The sequence below is a fragment of the Streptantibioticus silvisoli genome (assembly GCF_027947535.2).
Classification (GTDB): Bacteria; Actinomycetota; Actinomycetes; order Streptomycetales; family Streptomycetaceae; genus Streptantibioticus_C; species Streptantibioticus_C silvisoli.
This window is the reverse complement of sequence record NZ_JAAGKO020000090.1, coordinates 1-20794: the sequence shown is the minus strand read 5'-3', so window position 1 is coordinate 20794 and position 20794 is coordinate 1. Positions and strand designations below refer to the sequence as shown.

Here is a 20794-nt window from a genome sequence, read left to right as displayed (position 1 = left end):
CACCGCCGCCGACCGCACACAGGGCTGGGAGACGGCCGCCGACCGCACCGCAGGCCCGGACACCGCCGCCGACCGCACCGCGGAACGGCGGAACGCCGCCGGCCCCCTGACGGACCGCACCGCCGACCCGTCCCCCGCCGGCACCGCCGACCACTCGACCGGTCCCGCCACCGCCACCGGAACGACCGCCGGAACGACCACCGGCGCGTCGGCCTCCGCCGGTGACGACGGTACGCACCTCGGGCTGGTGGACGGCGGGCGGGCCGCCGGGATCGAACAGCGCGCGCAGCAGGCGGCGATGGGCTTCATCGACGGGCCCCGGCACGCTGCCGAGGAGATGGACGCGCTCTTCGAGGAGGTCAGCGCGCTGTTCACCGACGGACTGGCCGCCCGCCGCGACCAGGTCCGCAAGCTGTGGTCGGCCGGCGACGGCCACGCCGAGGACACCGAGGAGCTGCGCCAGGCGGTTCAGCGGTACCGCCAGCTGGTGCGCGGTCTCATCGACGCCTGACGCACGAACGTTCCGCACGGCGCCGGCCGGTCCCGGGGACATCCCCCCGGTACCGGCCGGCGCCGTCGCGTGCCGTCCGGCCCGGCCACCTGATCGGGTGATTGCGGCTCGAAAACGGCACAGCGCGGCCTTCCCCGGGCCAGATTGGACCGACCCCGACCGGTCGCGTCCGGTCCCCGGCCCCCGGGAGGGAACGTGAGCACGCACACCGGTGCAGGTACCGGCACCCCGGGCGACGCCGCCCGCCCGTCCGCACCCGGGACCGCCGCCGGGGAGGAGTTGGGCTACCGGCTGGAGAGCGACAGCCGGCTGGCGGCCGGGCGGGCGCTCACCACGCGGCGGATGGCCCGCAGGCTGCCGCAGCTCGTGGCGCGGTCGCTGGCGCTGGCCTGGCGGTCCGACCGGGCGGCGGTGGCCGGACTGCTGGGGTGCCAGACCGTCTCCGGCGTCTCGCAGGCGTTCGGGCTGCTGGCCACCACCGGCACCATCTCCGCGCTGATCTCCTCCGGCGACGTCACCGCCCGGCTGTGGGCCGCCTGGCCGTCGGTGCTGGTGCTGGCGGCCGCCGCCGGACTGCGCGCGGGGCTGGCCATCACCGTCAACTGGCTCTCCGGCCGGCTGGCGCCGCTGATGTCGCAGGAGGCCGAGCTGATGCTGCTCGACGCGGCCCTCAACGCCGAGCTGGCCGCGTACGACTCGCCCGGCTTCAAGGACAGCCAGGAGGCCGCGGAACGCGGCGCGCAGGTCTCCGCGGACCTGGTCCAGGAGGGCCAGGACATCCTGTCCGCGCTGGCCTCGCTGGCGGCCGGCGCCGCGGTGCTCACCGCCGTCCACCCGCTGCTGCTGCCGCTGCTCGTGCTGGCCGGGCTGCCGCAGGGCGTCGCGCAGGTCAGCGGCGCCCGGGTGGCGTACCTGGCCAACCTGGAGACCATGGGGCACCGCCGGATGCTGAGCGTGCTGCGCTGGCACATGTCCGACGACTGCAACGCCGACCAGGTGCGCTGCGGCACGATGGCGTCGTTCCTGCTCGGCACGTACCGCTCGATCGGCGAACGGGTCAACGCCTCGGACGTGCGGGCCGCCGGGCGCGGGGCGCGCATGTCGTTCGTCGGCGCGGCGGCCGGCGGGCTGGCCTCCGGGCTGGTGTGGACGGCGCTGGTGTACCTGCTGGCCACCGGGCGGCTGTCGGTCGCCTCGGCCGGCACCGCGATCTTCGCGCTGCGCACGGTCAACGCCTCGGTGCAGTCGCTGGTGTACGGCGGCGCCCGGCTGTTCCGCACCGGCCTGTACGTCGACGACTGGTCGCGGTTCCTGGGCCAGGCGGGCGGATTCCGCATGCGGCGCGGCCGGATCGCGCCGCCGGACCCGGCCGAGGTGCGCGCCGAGGAGCTGACGTACCGCTACGAGGGCGCCGACCGGGACGCGTTGAGCGCGGTGACGCTCGGCGTGCGGCGCGGCGAGGTGCTGGCGCTGGTCGGGGAGAACGGCTCCGGCAAGACCACCTTGGCCAAGCTGCTGACCGGGCTGTACCTGCCCACCTCCGGCCGGGTCGCCTGGGACGGCGTCGAGACCGGCGCGATGGACCCCGGCGCCGCCTGGGCCCGGGTCGCCATGGTGCCGCAGAGCTACGCTCGCTGGCCGATGTCCGCCCGGCAGAACGTCACCCTGGGCCGGGCGGCGCCCGGCGGTGACGCGGCGGTGCTGGCGGCCTGCGCGGCCAGCGGCGCCGACGAGGTGGTGGCGTCGCTGCGCTCCGGCCTCGACACCCTGCTGGCCCGTGAGTGGCTCGGCGGTGAGGAGCTGTCCGGCGGCCAGTGGCAGCGGATGGCGATCGCACGGGCCTTCCACCGGCCGGCCGGGCTGCTGGTGATGGACGAGCCGACCGCGGCCCTCGACGCCCGCGCCGAGCACCGCATCTTCACCGGGCTGCGGGCGGTGGCCGCCGACCGCGCGGTGGTGCTGGTCACCCATCGGCTGGCCAACGTGGCGGTGGCCGACCGTATCGTGGTGCTGGAACGCGGCCGGGTCGTCCAGGACGGCACGTTCGGCGAACTGGTCGCCGCCGAGGGCCTGTTCCGGGAACTGTGGCGGCTTCAGAACGACCGGGGCGTGCCCGCCCCCCGTACCGGGAGCGACGTGTGAGCGATGAACGGCCGGCCGGCTGGCTGCCCCGCGAGGAGTACCTGCGGACCCTGCCGAAGACCACCGCCTACGCCAGCGTGTACTTCACCGACCGGGCCGGCCGCCCGGTGCTGCTGAAGGCGTCCTACACCCGTACCGACACCTGGCAGAACCCCGGCGGCACCATGGACCCCGGCGAGACGCCCTGGCAGACCGCGGTCCGGGAGACGTTCGAGGAGACCGGCATCGTGGTGACCGGCACCCGGCCGCTGCTGCTCACCCACTTCCTGGCGGCCGGCGACGACTATCCGTACGGCCGGATCGGCTTCCTCTTCGACGGCGGCGTGCTGACCGGCCACGAGATCGACGCCATCGTCCTGGACCCGGCCGAGCACAGCGCGTGGCAGGTCCGCGAACTCGCGGACTGGAAGCCGGACCTGACGCCCGACAGCTTCGCCCGGCTCACCGCCTGCCACACCGCCCGCGCCACCGGCCGGGCCGGCTACCTGGAGAGCGCCCGCCGCTGAACGCCGTACCGCCCGCCCCGGCGGTGGGACGGGCGGTACGGCCGGTGGGGGACGTCAGGCGCTGAACGCCATCCGGCTCAGCTCCGGGACGGAGGCGCGGTTGCGCCGCTCCAGCGCCAGGACGTAGTCGCGAACCACCCGGTACATCCGGTACTCGTAGCGGGCGCCGCGGTGCACGCGCAGCAGCGAGGCGTCGGCGAGTTCGGCCAGCGAGGCGACGATCTCGGCCTCGCCGCGGCCGGCCAGCCGGCTGCGCATGACGTCCTCGATGGTGAACGTCTCGAAGGAGCACGCCAGTTGGTGCAGCAGCGCGCGTTCCGGGGCGGCCAGCAGCTCGTAGCTCCAGCGCACGGACTCGTTGAGCGAACGGTGCCGGGAGACGGTGGTCAGGTGGACCTGGTCGACCATGTGCAGCGTGGAGCCGCTGCGCAGCAGGGACTCCAGCGACACCGACCGGATGCACTGCGCCGCGGTCTCGATGGCCCGCGGGAAGCCCTCCAGGCGCCGGCACAACTCGACGACCAGCGGCATCCGCCCGGCCAGGCTGACCGTCGGCACCGCGGAACGCACCCGGCGCAGGAACAGCTCGACCGCCGCCGGGGGAGTGTCGGCGTCGCCCCAGGTCTCGACCTCCAGCGGCGCCACCTCCCACATGTCGGCGGAGGTGATCGCCAGCGGCCGGCGCGAGGTGATGAGCACCCGGATGCCGGGGTGGGCCACCTGGATCTCCAGCACCAGCCGCGAGACGCAGCGGGCGACGTGCTCGGCGTTGTCGATGACCAGCAGCAGGTCGGTCTCGGCGGCCGCGGCGCCGCGCACCGACGGCAGCACGGCCCGCACCGCCTGCCGCACCTGCTCGCGGGCCGCGGCGGCGTCCACCGTCTCCGGCACGCAGGTGCCCAGGCCCACCACGGCGACGCCGTCGCGGAACATCGCCTGCGCCCGGGCGGCCGCCGACAGCGCCAGCCGGGTCTTGCCCACGCCGCCCGGGCCGGTGAGCACCAGCAGGCGGCTGCGCTGGAGCACGCCCAGCACGTGGCGCAGGTCCTCGCGGCGGCCCACCATGGGCTCGCCGACCGGCCGCGCGCCGCGCCAGCGGGCCGGGTTGACGGTGGGCTCGGCGAACCAGCCCTGCTCGCGCGGCCGGGGCATGAACATCTCGGCCCCGGGCCGGCGGCTCTCGCCGCGGTCGTCGCCGGCCGGCCTGGGCAGCGGGTCGCCGAAGGCGGCGAGCAGCAGCTCCACCGACGCGCGGCGTGGATTGATGTTGGACCCGGTCTCGATGTTGCGGATCGTGCGGACACTGACCCCGGAGCGTTCGGCCAGCTCCTCCTGCGTCCAGCCGCAGGCACGTCTGCGGCCGACCAGGAAGAGCCGGAGCGCTCTGATGTCGATGGTGCCGACCAGTGGTGGTGTGTTCGCCTCGATCATGGTGTAGCTCCCCGTTGTTCGCGGTCGGACGCGATGTCATGCGGAATGCGGTGCTGCGGGTGGTGCGGTGCCGCGGCCGGGGCGGTACTGCGGACCGTCCCGGCCGTCAGGAGGCGCGGGCGGAACCGGGAGGTGCCGCACGGTCGGCCTCGCCGGCGGTATCGCGACCAGGGGTGAGGGCGCCGACACGGCCCGGACCCGCCGCGACAAGCCTTGCACGGTGCGGCGTCGACTTCAGCACCGTGCGGGCGAATCTCGGGTGGGTCCTGTCGGTGAACGGTCTCGACGCGTCCATTTCTTCGACCCTGTGAATTGCGGACATAGCGCATCAACCGGCCCTCTACTGAGGGAAGTCTGCGGGAACCGAACAGGGAGGCGGAAGGGGATTTCGGTGGCAACAAATGCGACGTGGCACAAGCGTGCCATGTTTCACCAGCGAATTTGAGGGAAACTTGAGCCGACCCTTGATGAGGATGCCATAATTGGCCTTCCTTCGTCTCTCATGCGGAGTCGACCGCCGGTTTTGGCGATTTCCTGAGGATTTGATTGCCTTTTCTTTAATCAATGGCACTATCAGGCCATTGGTCGCTTCCTGCCGCAGGTTCGCCTTCCGTAAGCGCTGTCACTCTGTGCAGAATATGCGCGCGGGGACGGGTGGGACCGTGAACTCGAACACCCGCGCCACGTGTTCTGTAAGGTCGATGCTTTGAGGAGCGCGAGGTTATGCGTACCGCCACCAGAATTCTGGGAATGTCCGCCGGTGCCGTGCTGCTCTCCACCATGTGCCTCGGTGGGACCGCTCAGGCCGGCGCCGGGTCCGCGACCGCCGCCCCGGCCAGCCTCAACGGGGACGCGAACCCGGGCGGCAACCTCAACTGGGACGGTGCCCTGTCCGTCGTCGAAGCGGACGCCAACCCCGGCGGCAACCTCAACTGGGACGGCAGCTCGGCCGTGGTGGAAGCGGACGCCGACCCCGGCGACAACCTGAACTGGGACGGCCCGGTGGCCGTCGCCCGGGCGGACGCGAACCCGGGCGACAACCTCAACTGGGACGGGCCGGCCGTCCTCACCGCGGACGCCGACCCCGGCGACAACCTCAACTGGGACGGTGCGTCGCCGGCCGTCGCGCAGGTCTGATCACAGCCACCCGCGCTGGCCGGCCCGCAGACCCGCCTCGAACCGGCTGCGCGCGTTGAGCCGCTCGCTCAGGTCCGCCGTCATCCGCCGGACCGTCCGCAGCGACAGCCCCAGCGACTTGCCCGCCGCCGCGTCGGTCATCCCCTGGGCCAGGAGCTTGAGCAGTTCCTGCTCGCGGGGCGTCAGCCCGTTCTCCTGCCGCTTCATCGGCGGCGCGCCCAGCGGGACCGCCTGCACCCAGACCCGTTCGAACAGGTCCACCAGCGCGGCCACCACCCCGGGCGACTGGAGCTGGATCGCGCCCTTGCGGGAGTTGAGCGCGTCCACCGGGACCAGCGCCACCTTGCGGTCCACCAGCACCATCCGCACCGGCAGCACCGGCACCGTCCGCACCTGGCCGCCGAGTTCGGTCAGCCAGTGCGCGTACTCGCTGGTCTTCGCGTCGTTGCGGACGCTGTCGAGGTAGATCGTGCGCATGTTGACCCCGCGCCCGATGACGTCACGGTCCAGCGGCTTGCTGGCGTCCAGACTCGCCGACGACTGGGCGCCGCCCGGGTTGAACGTCATGCACTCGGTGGTCGACGACATCGCCAGCTCGCTGATCCGGCTCTGCACCGCGTCCATGCCGATCAGACGCTCGCCGTCCGGGCTGTTGCGCGCCGGGTACAGATCGTTGAACTCCAGCAGGAGCTTGCCGATCGTGGCCCGGTTCTCCTCGTACTCGCGCTGCCGGCTGTGCAGCTCCGCGAGCTGGTCCGACAGCAGCGACTGAAGGCCGACCCGCGGGTCGACCGGCCGCAGCTGCGCCCCGCCGGCGCCGTCCGGCGTCTCCTGGATCAGCCCGAGTTCCGTCAGCCGCCCGACGGCCGCCCGCGCGTCCTCCGCAGCCGCCTCGGCACGTTCCACCACGTCCGGCAAGGACAGGCCGTTGTGCACCAGCAGCAGGCGGTAGACGTCCTCTTCCTGGGGTCCTAGCCCCAAACCACCAAGCAACCCGACCCCCGTTGAACATGCTCGTATCGGTGACTCGAACAAATCACCCGGGCGGTTGTGACGATAGCGTGGTGACGCTGGGCCCGACCAGGTGGCCGGTACGTGCGACCGCCCCTCGGGCCCCCACAACGGTCCAGGATGTGCGCGAAATGCCGCTTGATGCCGATCACTCCCCTGGACCGAACCACGAGCACGAGCCGCGCAGCGGCGTCCGCGGGGTGCGTGAAGGGGGTCGGGGCGGGGGCGGCCGGCGCCGCCGGTGCCGGGGCGAACGCGTCTGCCGCGACCGGTGAGGTGCTGATGGCGCCGGCCGGGATCGCGTGGGGTGCTGATGGCGTCGGCCGGGTGCGTGATGGGCCGAAGGCGTCAGCCGCAACGGTGCCGGGTCGAAGGCGCCGGCCCCGCCCGGTGAGGTGCTGATGGCGTTGGCCGCGACCGTGATGGGCTGAGGGCGCCGACCGGGACGGTGCTGGACGGAAGGCGCCGGCCCCGGCCGGTGATGGGCGGATGGCGCCAGCCGGGATTGCGTGGGGCTCTGATGGCGTCAGCCGGGTGCGTGATGGTCCGAAGGCGCCAGCCGCAACGGTGCCGGGTCGAAGGCGCCGGCCCCGCCCGGTGAGGTGCTGAAGGCGCCAACCGCGACCGTGATGGGCCGAAGGCGTCATCCAGGATCGCGTGGGGTGAGCGAGCCAAAGGGCGCGCCGGTGTCGAAAGCGACGAGGAGGAGGGAGCGAGGGACGAGTGACCGTGCGAGGAGGAGTGTCGACAGCGGGTAAAAGCGCCCGGCGGCGAGCCGAACACAAAAAAAGGGATAAGCCCCCAAAACCAGGGGGGTCGGGCGCCCGGCGCGTCCAACCCCCCTTGTCGGGTACGACGTTACGTCAATTCCCTTGCCCCGTCGTACCGTTGACCCTTCGGCCGGGCGCCGGACGGTGTCGACGGCCGGACGGGGGCGGGGTCGGGCAGGGACGCGAGGTCGGGCAGTACGGCGGCGACGGAGGCCAGGATCGCGGCCGGGTCGGTGTGCGGGAAGGAGTGGCCGCCGGGCATGACGGTCGTGGAGAAGTCCCCGCCGGCGCAGGCGTGCCAGTCGTTGAGGCCGTCGCAGGGGGCGATCTTGTCCACGATGCCGCCGAAGACGTGCAACGGGCCGCGCAGTCGCGTCGGTTGGGGCCGCAGGTAGTTCTCCGCGAAGACCAGGTCGGTGCGGATCGTGCCGATGGTCTGCTGGAGGAAGTCGGTGTAGCGCAGGAGTTCCAGCGGCAGGCCGCCGTTGTCCACCAGCCAGTTGATCAGCGCCTGGTCGTCCTCGTCCGACACCTTGTGGAGCGGTGGGACCTGCGGGGCCCGCGATCCGGACACCAGGACCGCCAGCGGTGCGGGACCGCCGCGTTCCTGGAGCAGACAGGCCATCTCGTACGCGAGCAACCCGCCGAAGCTGTGGCCGAACAGCGCGAACGGCATCGCCATCTCCGGCGCCAGGGCCGTCAGCAGTTCCTCCACCAGTGCGTCGAAGCCGTCCGGTACCGGCCGTGAACCGGCCGCGCCGCGCCCCGGGTACTCCACCGGTGCCAGTTCGAACCCGTCCTGCACGTGTGCCCGCCAGCGGGAGAACGCCCCGGCGCCGGCGCCCGCCTGCGGCAGGCAGATCAGCCGGACCCGGGGGCGGCCGACGGTCAGCCGCCCGGTGATCCACGAGGCGTCCTGCGGGAGTTCGGGGTCTCGCGTCACGTCCATACGCCTGAGTCTTCCAGCCGCCCGTCACCTCCCGCCAGGTGCGCCCGGCGGTAACTCGCTTGCGGACAGGGCCTGTTCACCCGGCGCCACCCGGAAGTTGCCGGTACTTGCCGGTAACGTTGCCTTGAGCGCCGGGTACGGCGCGGACCAGGATGACCGTGGACCCCACCGGGTCCACGGCACAGGACAGTGGAAGACCGTGCGGTGCAGGACCTGACGGACGTGACCGGCCCGGTCGGCGGGACGGTCCCGAACTCGTCGGTTCGCACGCCCGGTTGACCGCTCCGGCGGTCGGCTCGTGTCGGGCCCGCGCACCACGCGGCCCGCCGGGCACGCGTATCGCTGTCCGCAAGGCGTCAGCCGGCCCCTCGCCGGCTGACCCCCCGCACCACGGCTGCCTCCGACTCCCCCGCCGGGGACAGCCCACCACCGCCCCCGGTCGGCCGTAAATCCCCCGTTGCCGGCCGACCGGGGGCGCTTTTCGCCGCGTCCCGGAGCCCCGGGTCCCGTCGCAGCCCCCGGTCCCACGCTTCTCCCTTCCCCGCCGAAGGCGACCCTTCTCCCCGCCGAAGGCGTCACCCCTGCCGCCGAAGGCGAACCTTTCCCGCCGAAGGTGCCACCCCCGCACCCCCCCCGGCACTGAAGACCCCCCGGTCAAACGCCCCACCGGTGGCGCGCGGGCGGGCAACGGATTGGCCAAGATCCGCCCCCGCCGTCGACCGCGGATTAGGGTTGCCTTAGCTTGTTTGTATGACGTGGGCAGGAGCGGTGCCGAATCTGTTGATCGGACTGCGCGAAGGACTCGAAGCGGGACTGGTGGTCAGCATCCTGCTGGCCGCCCTGCGCAAGACCGGCGAGGCGGACCGGAGGATCTCCTCGTCGCCGGTCTGGCTGGGCGTGGTCGGTGCCATGGCGGTGTCCGGCAGCTTCGCGGCCGTGCTGACGTTCTCCACCAGCGTGCTGTCCTCCAGCGCGCAGGAGGCGGTCGGCGGCCTGCTGAGCGTCCTGGCGGTCGGCCTGGTCACCGGCATGGTGTTCTGGATGCGGCGCACCGCGGCGTCCCTCTCCGGCGACCTGCGCTCCAAGGTCGGCGCCGCCAGCCGGATCGGGCCGGGCGCGCTCGCGGTCACCGCGTTCCTCGCGGTCGGCCGGGAGGGCCTGGAGACCACGCTGTTCCTGTGGACCGCGGTCCGTGCCTCCGGCGAGACCGTGGCGCCGCTGGCCGGCGCCGGGGTGGGCCTGGCCGTGGCCATCCTGCTGTGCCGCCTGCTGTACGCCCGCGCCATCAAGCTCAACCTCGGCGTGTTCTTCTCCCGTACCGCGCTCGCGCTCATCGTCATCGCGGCCGGCGTGCTGTCCTACGGGCTCGGCGACCTCCAGGACGCCGGGCTGCTGCCCGGCCGCGCCTGGGTGGCCTTCGACGTCTCCGGCACCATAGCCACCGACTCCTGGTGGGCCTCGATCATCACCGGGATCACCGACCTGTCCCCGCTGATGACGGTGCTCCAGCTCGTCGCCTGGGCGGTCTACCTCGCCGTGGTCGTCCCGGCCTTCCTGCGGGCCGGCCGCACGAAGCCGGAGCCGGTGCCGGCGGCGAGGCCGGTTGGCGCGGCCGGGGCGGCTGCCGCAGCCGGGCCAGCTGCCGCGGCCGGGACGGCTGCCGCAGCCGGGTCGACGGTCGCCCAGCCGGAGTCGGCCGCTGCCGCCGCACCGCCCGCCGCCGAACCGCCCGCCACCGCACCGGATTCCGCCGAACCGCAGCGCCCCGCCGCAACGGATTCCGCCGAATCGCAGCGCCCCGCCGCAACGGATTCCGCCGAACCACCGCGCCCCGCCGCAACGGATTCCGCCGAACCGCGGCCCGCCCCGCCCGCCGGAGCGGATTCCGCCCCCCGGCGCGAGTGGGCCTGGCTGTCCGGCCGGAGCCCGTGGACCGTGGCCGTCGTGCTGATCGTCGTACCGGCCGCCGCGGCCGCCGCCTGCGTCGTCGCCCTGCCGTCGGCGTCCGCGCGGGCCGCCACCCAGGTCAGCGTGACCGCCTCGTCCTGCGCGGGGGAGTGGAAGTCCGGGCACACCGGGGCCCAGACCTTCGCGATCGACAACAAGTCCGGCAAGGCCGGCGAGATCAACCTCGACAACGCCGCCGGTGCGATCGTCGGTGAGATCGAGACCCTCGGCCCGGCCACCACCGCCCAGCTGACCGCGACGCTGACCGACGGCACGTACACGTTCAAGTGCCTGATGTCCGGCAGCCGCACCACCCAGTCCGGTGCCGTCCAGGTCAGCGGCCGGGCGGCGGGCGGCGGGCCCGCCGCGGTCGCGCCGGTCACCGTCGCCCAGCTCCAGCCGGCCGCCGCCGCCTACCACGCCTACGTACGGCCCCAGTTGGACGACCTGACCCACCAGGTCGCCGTCCTGCGCGCGGACCTGGACCGGCACAAGGGCAAGGGCGACCTGGCCGCCGCCCGCACCGACTGGCTGACCGCGCAGCTGACCTGGGACCGGATCGGCGCCGCCTACGACAGCTTCGGCGACCTCGGTGCCGACGTCGACGGGCTGCCCGACGGCCTGCCCGGCGGGGTGCACGACCGCGACTTCACCGGCCTGCACCGGCTGGAGTACGGCCTGTGGCACGGCCAGTCCGCCGCCACGCTGCGCCCGGTCGCGGCCCGGCTGACCTCCGACCTCGGCAAGCTGAAGGTCCAGCTGCCCAAGCTGACCATCGACCCCACCGACCTGCCGATCCGCGCCCACGAGATCCTGGAGGACGCGCTGCGCGACCGGCTGTCCGGCATGGCCGACTTCGGCTCCGGCGCCGCCTACCCCGAGACCTACGCCGACCTCCAGGGCACCCGGGTCGTCGTCGGCGAACTCCAGCCGCTGATCACCGCCCGCGCCCCGCACCTGATCGGCACGCTCGACCCGCAGCTCGACGCGCTGAACGCCGCGTTGCTCGCTACCCGGGACCACGGGCACTGGCGGTCCCCGCAGCAGACCCCGCAGGCGGCGCGCGAGAAGGTCGCCGCCACCGTCGACGCGGCGCTGGAGACCTTGTCGGCGGTGCCCGACCTGCTCGAAGTCCCCATCTCCCGCTGACCGTTCGCATCTCCCGCCGACCGTTCGCGGTCCGGGAGCATCCACCGCACACCACTTCGGCAGGCCCCGCGGGACCGGCCGGGAGGAGCACGAAGACCATGAGCGTCAGCCGTCGCGCATTCATCAGGGGCGGTGCCTCGGGCGCCGCCGGCACCGCGCTGGCCGGCGGCCTGCTGGCCGGCGGTGCCCACGCGGACGCCCGGGCCGGCCAGACCTCCCCGGCGCCCGCCGCCTCGTACCCCTTCCACGGCGCCCACCAGTCCGGCGTGCTCACCCCCGGCCCGGCCGACAAGCAGCGGTTCGCCTGCTACGCCGCGTTCGACGCCACCGCGAGCGGCCGGGCCGACCTGGCCGACCTGCTGCGCACCCTCACCGGCCGGGCCCGCTTCCTGACGTCCGGCGGCGCGGTGCCGGACCTCGGCGTCGGCGCGCCGCCGTCGGACAGCGACATCCTTGGCCCGGTGGTGCCCGCCGACGGCCTGACGGTCACGCTGGCGGTCGGCTCCAGCCTCTTCGACGACCGCTACGGGCTGGGCGCGGCCAAGCCCGCCCGGCTCACCGAGATGAAGGTCTTCCCCAACGACTCGCCGGACCCGGCCTGGACGCACGGCGACCTGCTGCTCCAGATGTGCGCCAACAACCCCGACACCCTGCACCACGCCATCCGCGACATCGCCAAGCACACCCGCGGCGCGATGCAGCTGCGCTGGCGCATCGAGGGCTACAACTCCCCGCCGCGCCCGTCCGGCACCTCCCGCAACCTGCTGGGCTTCAAGGACGGCACCGCCAACCCCACCGGCTCCACCGCCTCCGACCTGATCTGGGTCGACGCGGCCGACGAACCGGCCTGGGCCCGCGGCGGCACCTACGCGGTCGTGCGGCTCATCCGGATGCTGGTGGAGTTCTGGGACCGGGTGTCGATCAACGAGCAGGAGACGATGTTCGGCCGCCGCCGCGACTCCGGCGCCCCGCTCGACGGCAACAACGAGTTCGACACCCCGGACTACCAGGCCGACCCCAAGGGCCAGGTCATCCCGCTCGACTCCCACATCCGGCTGGCCAACCCCCGCACCCACGCCACCGCCGACCAGCGCCTGCTGCGCCGCTCGTACAACTACGACCTCGGCGTCGACACCAACGGCAACATGCAGTCCGGCCACATCTTCACCTGCTTCCAGCAGGACGTGCACCGCCAGTTCGAGAACATCCAGACCCGCCTGATCAACGAGCCCCTGGTCGACTACGTCCAACCCTTCGGCGGCGGCTACTTCTTCACCCTCCCCGGTGTCCGCGACTCCTCCGACTGGTACGGCAAGGGCCTGCTGGCGTAGGGGCGGACGGGCGTCAACCGACGCCACGTCAGCTCGACGCGGTTACGTGAACGCCCGCGCAGAGATGGGCGGTTGGGCGGGAGGCGAGGCTTGGTGAACGCCGCTGACGGTACGTCAGGAATGCGAGATGTACGCCCCCGTCGCACCGCGGAAGGCCCAGGGCGGCAAGCAGGCAGAACGGCACCGCACTCCGGGGCGGGCCGCGTGGCGCACGCCGTACGTCGGTGGCAGCGGATGCGGACACCGTTGCGAACGGGACTCGGAACGGGACTCAGCCGGCCGGCCGTGTGCGGATGACCAACACGTCCAGCTGCCGCTCGTCACGCGGCACCGGTATGTCGGCCCAGTCGGCCAGCAGGGCGAGAAGGTTGAGAGCGCGTCGGGGCGCGCACACGACGAGCGGGACGTCGTCCGGGCCAGCGGTGAGGTGGGCCAGCGTCGCGCGAGCGGCGGCTTCGGCATCGGCGACGTGCTGGTTGCCCCTTACCGGCACGGGTTTGCCCTTACCGGAGACGAAGGCCTCGACCAGAAGGAGGCCGGCCTCCCCGGCGGCGAAGCGTTGAGGCTGAGTGGTCGCGGTCACGTGCGGTGCGAGGGCGCGCAGGCGGGAGAGCATCCACGCGGTCTGAGCGGTTCCGGTGGCCAGCACCCCGGCACCGGCGGAGGCGGACCAGGCCCGATTGCCCTCCCCGGTACGGGCCCGGCCGAGCCGTAGTTGTTCGACAGTCCGGAGCGTCTGGCGTGCGGGGGCAGCGTCTCGCGTTGCGGGCCAGCGTCTGCGGCGCGTACCGGTGACCACGCCCCGCGGCGCGATCCGTCTGCGGCGCGCACCGGGAACCACGCCCCGCAGCGCGACCCGTTCCGCCCCCAACAGTGCTGCGCCGCAGTGCCGGGAGGGTCAGGCGGCCGGGGTGACGGGGAGTTCCTCGTCGCCGATGGTGAGGACGAGACCGTCGGCGGCCTGCCTGACGCCGACCGCGTCGAAGGTACGGACGACGTGCCGGGCGCCGCCGGTGCGCAGGGGCGCCGGGTCGTACCGGCTGACCCCGACGCAGGGCGCTCCCGCGGCCACCGCGGCCCGCACGCCGCTGGAGGTGTCCTCGAAGACCAGGCACTCGGCCGCGGGGACGTTCAGGCGCCGGGCGGCCAGCAGGTAGCAGTCGGGGGCGGGCTTGCCGCGCTGCGCCTCGCCCCAGGTGACCGAGGTGCTGAACGCGCCGTCGATCCCGAGCTCCTTCAGGACCCGCTCCGCGCGGCCGGTCGAGGCGCTGGTGACCAGGGCGAGCGGCACACCCGCGGCGGCGAGCCGTTCCACCAGCCGGGCGGCCTGCGGCACGGGGGCGAACCCGAGGGTCGGCTCGGCGGCGCGGACCCGGTCCATCACGCGTTCGCGGTCGTCCGGTCCGAGCGCGGCGAAGACCGTCCCGACGGTGTGTTCCGGCGAACAGCCCAACACGTGGGCGGCGATGTCGGCGGCGTCGATGGACACCCCGAACTCCGCGCCCAGACCGTGCCACAGGGCGGCGATCGCCTCGTCGGTGTCGATCAGGACGCCGTCCATGTCGAACAGCACTGCCGAGATCCTCATGCGCGTTTCCTTGTCGGGGTGCGGTTCCGGATTACGGGGGCCGGGTCCCGTCTGACGGCAGGGCGGGAGGTGGGAGCCGGAGTCCGGGGTGCGGGGGAGAGATGAACGGGTCCGGCAGCGGGGCAGCCGGTCCGATCCACGGGCCCGGCCTCGTGCGGTCGAGTCTCGTGCGGTCGAGCCCGTGCGGTCCGGCCCTACAGTCGCCCGCGGCGAGCGTCATCCGGCCAAGCCCCGCAGGACCCGGCGCCGCGTCAGCTGTCGAGCGCCGGAACGAGCCGGCTCTCCACCGCGAGCCGGCCGGCGACCACCGCGTGCCGCATCGACTCGGCGAGCACGGCGGGGTTCTGCGCCTGTGCCACGGCGGTGTTGACCAGCACCGCGTCCGCGCCGAGTTCCATCGCGCGGACCACCTGGGCGGGCGTGCCCAGGCCGCCTTCGACGATCACCGGGACGGACACCGCCTCCATGGTCTCGCGCAGCGCGCGTTCGTCGGTCACGCCGAGGCCGCTCGCCACCGGCGACGCCATGATCCGCAGGGCGGCGCAGCCGGCCCGTTCCAGCGCCTGGGCGGTGGCCGGGTCGGGCAGGATGAACGGCAGGACCTCGAAGCCCTCGGCGACCAGTTCGCCGGCCGCGGCCACGGTCTGGGCGTTGTCCGGCAGGTTGTCGGCGGGGCGCACGTCGAGCTTCATGATCTCGATGCCGTAGGACTGGCGCAGCCGCCGGGCGGTGAGCAGCGCGTCGTCCAGCGAGCGGGCGAAGGACGTGGTCCCGATCCACACGTAGTCGTCGAGCCCGACGGTCTCGTCGAGGTCGGACATCAGCAGGCTGGACCGGGTCTGTTCGAGGTCGAACGTGGTGATGAAGACGTCGCACCGCCCCGCCCGCAGGACCGAGGCGACCAGACCGGGATCGGTGTACTGCTCGATGCCGAGAATCAACCGCGACCGGAACTCCCGCCCCCGCAAAGTGAGCCAGGAATCGGGGGCGCCCTCACCTGAGCCGAAGCCGGTCGACGACATTGAGCGTCTCCTTGACAGGAAAGGTGGACAGGGAGGGATGGCAGGAAGGGTGGCTGGAAGAGAACTCCGAATGGCCGGGTCAATCGTGAACGGTGCTGACGTACGTTGTCAAAGCCCCTGATCAGGGAGGTTTCGGCGCCGTAATTCACCGTGCCGAAATACTCCGCGCTCAACAGTGCCGGAAATTCCCACAATTGATCCGACCAATCCCGGCCGCAGGGGGACGGGGCATGGACCCGGCGGCGCGGACACGGACGCCGGACGTGGGCCCGGAGGCCGATACGTCCGCAAATCGACCCGGTGGCGCTCCGGTCGCCCGGCAGGATCGCGCGACAGAGGTGGGGGGGCCGGTGTCCGTGCCGTACGCCCATGGTCCCGGCCGGCGCGACGGATCGGCAGGAAGGTCGCGATGCGTCCTCGCGGGAGGGGAGGAGGTGCATGCCGACCGGGGGGCGCTGGCCGGGGTCGCTGGCCGGTGGCCGGTGACCAGGTGGCCGGTTGCCCGCATGCCCCCGGTTCGCCCGCTGACGATCCCGGGGGCATCGCGTCGCCTGCTGTCCGGTGCAAGCCCGTTGTCCGGTGCTGTCCGGTGCAATCCCGTGCTGTCCGGTGCTATCCGGCGAACGAGCGGAACGGCCTGCCGGAAACCTCCCCCAAACGGGTCGGGTCGGTGATGACGTAGCGACGGCTGGATGTCGTGATCATCCTTCCCGAACGCAGTTCCCGCAGGGCGTTTTCCACGCTGGCCCTGCTGAGCATCAATGCCTCGGCGATCTCGCTCTGCGAAGGCCCGGCGACGATCCAGGACTGGATGCCGTCGACACCTGCGAGGAAGTTCCTTTCGGCAAGGTGCAGCAACAGGTTCGCCACCCGCCCGATAATCGAGCCGCGAAAATTCTGGTAGACGTGTTGCAGTTCCACCGACTTCTGTACTTGCGAAGTGAGCAGAGCTCTGTAGACCCTGGGTTCGGCCTCGGCGAGCGCCCGCATGCGCGCCATCGGGATGGAGCGGACCTGGGTCGTCGTGAGGCAGGTGACGCGGGTGTGGAGCAGGGGAAGGTCGAGTTCGGTGAACGGCTCGATGCCCGGCGGTAGAGCCAGGTCGTCCCCTCCTATCATCGTGCCGGTCTGGTGAAACCGAAGGATATTGACCTGTGACGACTGGACCCGTTCGGCGACGCACCCGGCGAAGATGAAATGCGCCTCCTGCGCCCGTGCGCCCCGCACGCGCAGCTCGGTACCGCGCTTGCGCATGGACATCGTGGTCTGGTCGAAGATGGCGACGCGCAGGGGCTTCGGCAGGGACGTCAGGAAGGTGGGGTGCCTCGCTCCCCGCCGGGCGAGCCGGTGATCCTCCGTCGAGTCGCCCCAGCCCGGCCCGTCGTCGGGCCCCGGCCCCGTCAAGCCGCACTTCCCGTTGCCGCCGCGGGGTGCGAGGCGTCCGCACCCCGCGGCGCCGGCGAGGCGCACTCGCTGGCGCCGGGCACCCCCTCGGTGCTGGCGGGCGGGCCTTCGGCGCCGGGCAGTTGGCGCTCGGGCGTGTCCGAGGGGCAGAACGTGAGGAGCGGCGCCGGCGTCGGCGGTGCCATGACGGGCGGCGGGGCATCCACCCGCAGTTCGCTCATGATCGGGGGCACCGCGGACAGCAGTCCTGCGAAGGCGACCAGGACAGCCGCGATCCGGACGGGGTGTGCCCGCAGGATGCGGATCGTGCATAACGCAACGGCGGCGATGGTCATCAGAACCGCGACTGCTGCACCCAGGAATCCCAGGTAGACGTTCACTTCGGTCGTTATCTCCTTCGAGTACTCGCCAAGGTCTCAATGCCGGTCGCACTCGATCGGGGGAACGCCTGTGGTGTGTGCAGGCCCCGATCGGAGGAATCCCGGTAACGAAGGAATATAACCGATGTTGCGCCAACGCAAGCGCAACCGGGGGTAGTTGTACCCATGCGCTGAGCTGGCACTTCGTCACTTTCCACGGTCCGGCCGAGGAGTCCGCCCGGACTGGTATGATCCGCGACTTCTTTAAGCTGTGGCCAAAGGGGGAACGGTCAGCTGTGGGCTATAATCCCTCCGCTCTTTCTCCCTAAAATTAGGGAGAAAGAACAGGTGTGTGTCGTCATTCCCCAGCCTTGGGGAGTCGTGGACGCGAACCTGTTGTTTCATTGACATCGCTGAACGTCGACTCGCCAAGGTCCAACTCAGCGCTGACCAGTACGCCTTCGGGGGTGGTGCCTCGTGGGAGTGCTCGGTGGGACGGCGCCTCACTCCATGGGGCGCCGTCGCTGTTCGTCCCAACGTGATCTGCGCGAACTGAGTAGAAAGATCAACTACCTACGAGTAGAAATCCACGATCGCCGTTCTCCGGGCGAACGAGCGGTGAGCTGACTCACACGGCAAGGGCTGCGCTGCCCCCGCGAGCCCCCCGGACCGGTGCCGCCGATCCCGCCGCCGACGGTCGACACGGCGTCGTTGCCGTACGCCACGATGCCGTACGGATGTTCAGCGCGAAGTGAACAAGCGGGCGGACGGGGCACGACTCGCGTTCAGGGGTCGGCGTAACGAACGCAGCGGACGCCGGACGCGTTGCCGACCGACACCAACTTCGACCTCGCGAGCGGACGACGGTTCACCCGCTGCCGCACCCAAGTCACCTCACCGCCAGGACGTCGTCGGACACGCGGCCGGGGTCGGCGGCGAGTCTCAAGGAGTTCGGCACGGCCAGGAGGAGTGCCCCTGGCGGCAACGAGCGGTGCGATCGCGGCGGGAGCTCTCCATGTACTGGCGCGTTGGGGGAGGAAGCGCGGTTGCTCGCCTCGCAGCCGCACCCGCGCGATGGGCTGAACGCCGCCGTCCCGACCGCCGAAGTCACGCCCGGGTGGGGAGTTCGCCCCGAGGTGTTCCAACGCCGGTAGCACGGGTGCATGGATGGCGAGGAGCAAGCGGCCAACGGGGCGGGATCGCCGAGGCGTTGAAGGGCCGTGAAGGGAGCGGTGCGGGGGCGAGTCGTGGACGTGGTGCGACCTGTCGGCGACAACGAGAAGGGGCGGGAGCCGGTGAGGCTGGCTCCCGCCCCTTCCACATGGCACTCGTTGGTCATGTACTGATGCAGTAGGTGACCAACGAGTGCCCCAGCAGGATTCGAACCCGCGCACACGGCTTCGGAGAGCATCTTCTCCGGCCTTGTTCTTGCAGGTCACGGCCCATTATTAGCCTAAGGTGCGAGCCCGCTTGGCCGTGCATGGGCTGGGCGCTCGCGTGGAGAGCACCCCGCTTGCAGGAGGCGCGCGGCAACGGGTCCCATGGAGTATCACGAACGCCCTCCGCGCCGTGCTGCGAGAGCGCGTCCGGAGAAAGGCTTACTCCAAGTCCGTGGGTATGCGGATCACAGGATCGAAGGGATGCTTGTTTCCGCCCTCCCGTACATTGCGGCAGCCCTCCGCCGTACACATGAAGCAATCGTGAACGTACTTCCTGCCTGTCTTCTGCTTGAGCCAGGTCTTCTCCACGTCTGTCAAGGGACGGTGCATTTCGTCGGATCGACAGGTGTAGCAGTACTTCATTCGGGGTTCCATGACTCTCCCCACGGGTAGCCAGACCACCTGTGAGCCTATGAAGCATGTTGGGCAAGGGGTAGTGTGAAACTGGACATGTTGCACAGCAATGCCCGGTTTGATCTACGCTTTGAGCCCCACTCGCCCGAGTTGATGACGGGTGTGTTCGCGTTGTGTCCGGACGTGTCCGCCGGACTGTCCGGGACGGCGCGGTCGGGCGAGTCACGTGATGGTCACGCCCGGGCCGGACCGGACGAGCGGCGACACCAGACCGTCAGCAGGTGCGCGACTGCGGGCGATGCGGGGTGTGGTCGAGGTCCTTGGGTCCGCTGTGCGCGGCAGCACGCCACGACGGGCCGCGGCGCTCGCGGTGTTCGTAGAGGAAGCGGCGGAACTCGGCGACGTCGAGCCGGTAGCCGCTCACGAGGTGGCGGCCTGGTTCTTGAGCATCAGCCACTACGTTTCCCGGCGGACGGGAGCCAGGCACAACCAGCAGTCGCACGCCGGGCTCTTGTCGCCCCCGGTGGCATCCGTCGGCACACACGCAAAGACCCCGCGCTCAGCATCTCGGCTGATGGCGGGGTCTTCCGGCACCTCGTACAAGGTGCCCCCGGCAGGATTCGAACCTGCGCACACGGCTCCGGAGGCCGTTGCTCTATCCCCTGAGCTACGGGGGCGTGTCGGCCGCTGTCGCGGTGACGGGTAGAACACTACCAGCTCGGAGCGGGTGTCCGTGACGGGGTTTCCGGGGGCGGCCGGGGGTCGGAACGGGGGGTGCGGGCGGGTGGTTGCCGGGGTGGTGGAAGGGCGCACGGGCGGGGGAGATGTGGGCAAAAGCACCGCACGGACGCAGGCGCGGCCCTACGCTGCTCGATGTGGATGACACGCCAGGCCGGGTCCTTGTGGTCGACGACAACAAGGTCGTCCGGCAGTTGATCAGGGTCAACCTGGAGCTGGAGGGCTTCGAGGTGGTGACCGCGGCCGACGGGGCGGAATGCCTGGAGGTTGTCCACCGCGTCCGGCCCGACGTCGTCACGCTGGACGTGGTCATGCCGCGGATCGACGGCATCCGGGCTGCCGCGCGTCTTCGCGGCGATCCGCGCACCCGGCACCTGCCGATCGCCATCATCAGCGCGGGCGGCCGGCCCCGCGAGACGTACGGCGTCGACGCCTTCGTCGGCAAACCCTTCGAACCGGACGAACTCGTGCGGGTGGTCCGCGGCCTGCTGCTCGCCGGCGCCCGGAGCGGCAACCGGAGCGGCAACGGGAACGGGAACGGGAAGGGCAACAGCAACGGGAGCGACACCGGCGCCCGCACCGGCGCCGACCGCCTGACGGCCACCGCCGCCTCGCCCGGCCACCACCCTCCCTTCCCCCTGGTCCGCTGACGCTCCCTCCCCCCGATCCGCTGACGAACGCCCCGCCCGCCGAACGCCCACGCTCCCGCCCACTGACGGATCACCTCCCGCGCGGCGCCCCCGCCGCCGCGCCGGCTGCCCCCTCCCCGGCGGTCCGCAGGACGTCCCACTCCTCGAAACGCATTCGCCGCGCCCCACCCCGTCTCCCCTAGGCTGGGCCGCGTGACCCCCGCTGAGCTGGCCCGCGCCGTCGTCGGTGCGGTGCGCCGTGCGGTGGAGGCGGGCGAACTCGACGTCCCCGTGCCGGACGTGGCGGCCGTCAAGGTGACCCGGGCGCGCGGCGCCGGCCGCGGCGAGTACGCGACCGGGATCGCGCTGCGACTGGC

Annotated in this window: 16 protein-coding genes and 1 tRNA gene; 7 read left to right on the top strand and 10 right to left on the bottom strand. The window is 72.1% G+C overall.

From position 1 onward, the window contains the following. The 3 genes from POF43_RS32780 to POF43_RS32770 all read left to right on the top strand — a co-directional run. Positions 1-511: hypothetical protein (locus POF43_RS32780; RefSeq protein ID WP_282704918.1), on the top strand; the 511-nt coding region annotated here is incomplete at its 5' end. A 195-nt stretch (positions 512-706) separates the two neighbouring features. Next, positions 707-2653, top strand: a complete 1947-nt coding sequence (locus POF43_RS32775; RefSeq protein WP_372516183.1) for an ATP-binding cassette domain-containing protein — start codon at positions 707-709, stop codon at positions 2651-2653. After that, a complete protein-coding gene (locus POF43_RS32770) occupies positions 2650-3159 on the top strand; it encodes an NUDIX domain-containing protein (RefSeq protein WP_271324560.1) in 510 nt (169 codons plus the stop codon). Before POF43_RS32775 ends, POF43_RS32770 begins: the two co-directional genes overlap by 4 nt. 54 nt (positions 3160-3213) lie before the next feature. On the opposite strand, the gene POF43_RS32765 is transcribed toward POF43_RS32770, so the two are convergent. After that, positions 3214-4590, bottom strand: coding sequence for a helix-turn-helix domain-containing protein (locus POF43_RS32765; protein WP_271315657.1), 1377 nt, complete (start codon positions 4588-4590; stop codon positions 3214-3216). A 750-nt stretch (positions 4591-5340) separates the two neighbouring features. Between POF43_RS32765 and POF43_RS32760 the strand changes: the two genes are divergently transcribed. Next, positions 5341-5727: a hypothetical protein gene (locus POF43_RS32760; protein WP_271315658.1), complete on the top strand. Its 387-nt coding sequence runs from the start codon at positions 5341-5343 to the stop codon at positions 5725-5727. On the opposite strand, the gene POF43_RS32755 is transcribed toward POF43_RS32760, so the two are convergent. Both POF43_RS32755 and POF43_RS32750 read right to left on the bottom strand, forming a co-directional pair. Further along, complete coding sequence (locus tag POF43_RS32755) at positions 5728-6708, bottom strand: helix-turn-helix domain-containing protein (protein ID WP_271315659.1); 981 nt, start codon at positions 6706-6708, stop codon at positions 5728-5730. Positions 6709-7596: 888 nt separating this feature from the next. Next, a complete protein-coding gene (locus tag POF43_RS32750; protein WP_271325792.1) occupies positions 7597-8457 on the bottom strand; it encodes a thioesterase II family protein in 861 nt (286 codons plus the stop codon). A 768-nt stretch (positions 8458-9225) separates the two neighbouring features. On the opposite strand from POF43_RS32750, the gene efeU reads away from it, so the two are divergent. Next, positions 9226-11553 (top strand): iron uptake transporter permease EfeU, encoded by a 2328-nt coding sequence (efeU, locus tag POF43_RS32745; RefSeq protein WP_282704917.1) that lies wholly within the window; start codon positions 9226-9228, stop codon positions 11551-11553. A 98-nt stretch (positions 11554-11651) separates the two neighbouring features. After that, positions 11652-12884 carry an iron uptake transporter deferrochelatase/peroxidase subunit gene (efeB, locus tag POF43_RS32740; protein ID WP_271315512.1) on the top strand — a complete coding sequence of 411 codons (1233 nt, stop codon included), beginning with the start codon at positions 11652-11654 and terminating at the stop codon, positions 12882-12884. A 271-nt stretch (positions 12885-13155) separates the two neighbouring features. Here efeB and POF43_RS32735 read toward each other — a convergent pair whose 3' ends face one another. From POF43_RS32735 to POF43_RS32700, 7 genes are all read right to left on the bottom strand, one after another. Then, positions 13156-13533 carry a hypothetical protein gene (locus tag POF43_RS32735; RefSeq protein WP_271324070.1) on the bottom strand — a complete coding sequence of 126 codons (378 nt, stop codon included), beginning with the start codon at positions 13531-13533 and terminating at the stop codon, positions 13156-13158. 249 nt (positions 13534-13782) lie between these two features. After that, entirely contained in the window at positions 13783-14472 is a 690-nt protein-coding gene (locus tag POF43_RS32730; protein ID WP_271315514.1) for an HAD family hydrolase, read from the bottom strand. 251 nt (positions 14473-14723) lie between these two features. Next, positions 14724-15494, bottom strand: a complete 771-nt coding sequence (locus POF43_RS32725; RefSeq protein ID WP_271315515.1) for a HisA/HisF-related TIM barrel protein — start codon at positions 15492-15494, stop codon at positions 14724-14726. A gap of 612 nt (positions 15495-16106) precedes the next feature. After that, positions 16107-16898, bottom strand: coding sequence for a Crp/Fnr family transcriptional regulator (locus POF43_RS32720; RefSeq protein WP_271315516.1), 792 nt, complete (start codon positions 16896-16898; stop codon positions 16107-16109). Next, positions 16895-17278 carry a hypothetical protein gene (locus tag POF43_RS32715; RefSeq protein WP_271324069.1) on the bottom strand — a complete coding sequence of 128 codons (384 nt, stop codon included), beginning with the start codon at positions 17276-17278 and terminating at the stop codon, positions 16895-16897. The genes POF43_RS32720 and POF43_RS32715 overlap by 4 nt, the downstream gene beginning before the upstream one ends. A gap of 2046 nt (positions 17279-19324) precedes the next feature. After that, on the bottom strand, positions 19325-19474 hold the full coding sequence (locus POF43_RS32705) for a hypothetical protein (protein WP_271324068.1): 150 nt from the start codon (positions 19472-19474) through the stop codon (positions 19325-19327). Positions 19475-19655: 181 nt separating this feature from the next. Further along, a tRNA-Arg gene (locus tag POF43_RS32700) sits at positions 19656-19727 on the bottom strand. Positions 19728-19925: 198 nt separating this feature from the next. Here POF43_RS32700 and POF43_RS32695 point away from each other — a divergent pair. After that, positions 19926-20438 (top strand): response regulator, encoded by a 513-nt coding sequence (locus tag POF43_RS32695; protein WP_282704916.1) that lies wholly within the window; start codon positions 19926-19928, stop codon positions 20436-20438. Positions 20439-20794 lie beyond the last annotated feature (356 nt).

Bases quoted from the DNA above. Each gene is read 5' to 3' on its own strand.
- POF43_RS32730 (WP_271315514.1), bottom strand. From the start codon at position 14,472: ATGAGGATCTCGGCAGTGCTGTTCGACATGGACGGCGTCCTGATCGAC.
- POF43_RS32765 (WP_271315657.1), bottom strand. From the start codon at position 4,590: ATGATCGAGGCGAACACACCACCACTGGTCGGCACCATCGACATCAGA.
- POF43_RS32725 (WP_271315515.1), bottom strand. From the start codon at position 15,494: ATGTCGTCGACCGGCTTCGGCTCAGGTGAGGGCGCCCCCGATTCCTGG.
- efeB (WP_271315512.1), top strand. From the start codon at position 11,652: ATGAGCGTCAGCCGTCGCGCATTCATCAGGGGCGGTGCCTCGGGCGCC.
- POF43_RS32760 (WP_271315658.1), top strand. From the start codon at position 5,341: ATGTCCGCCGGTGCCGTGCTGCTCTCCACCATGTGCCTCGGTGGGACC.
- POF43_RS32750 (WP_271325792.1), bottom strand. From the start codon at position 8,457: ATGGACGTGACGCGAGACCCCGAACTCCCGCAGGACGCCTCGTGGATC.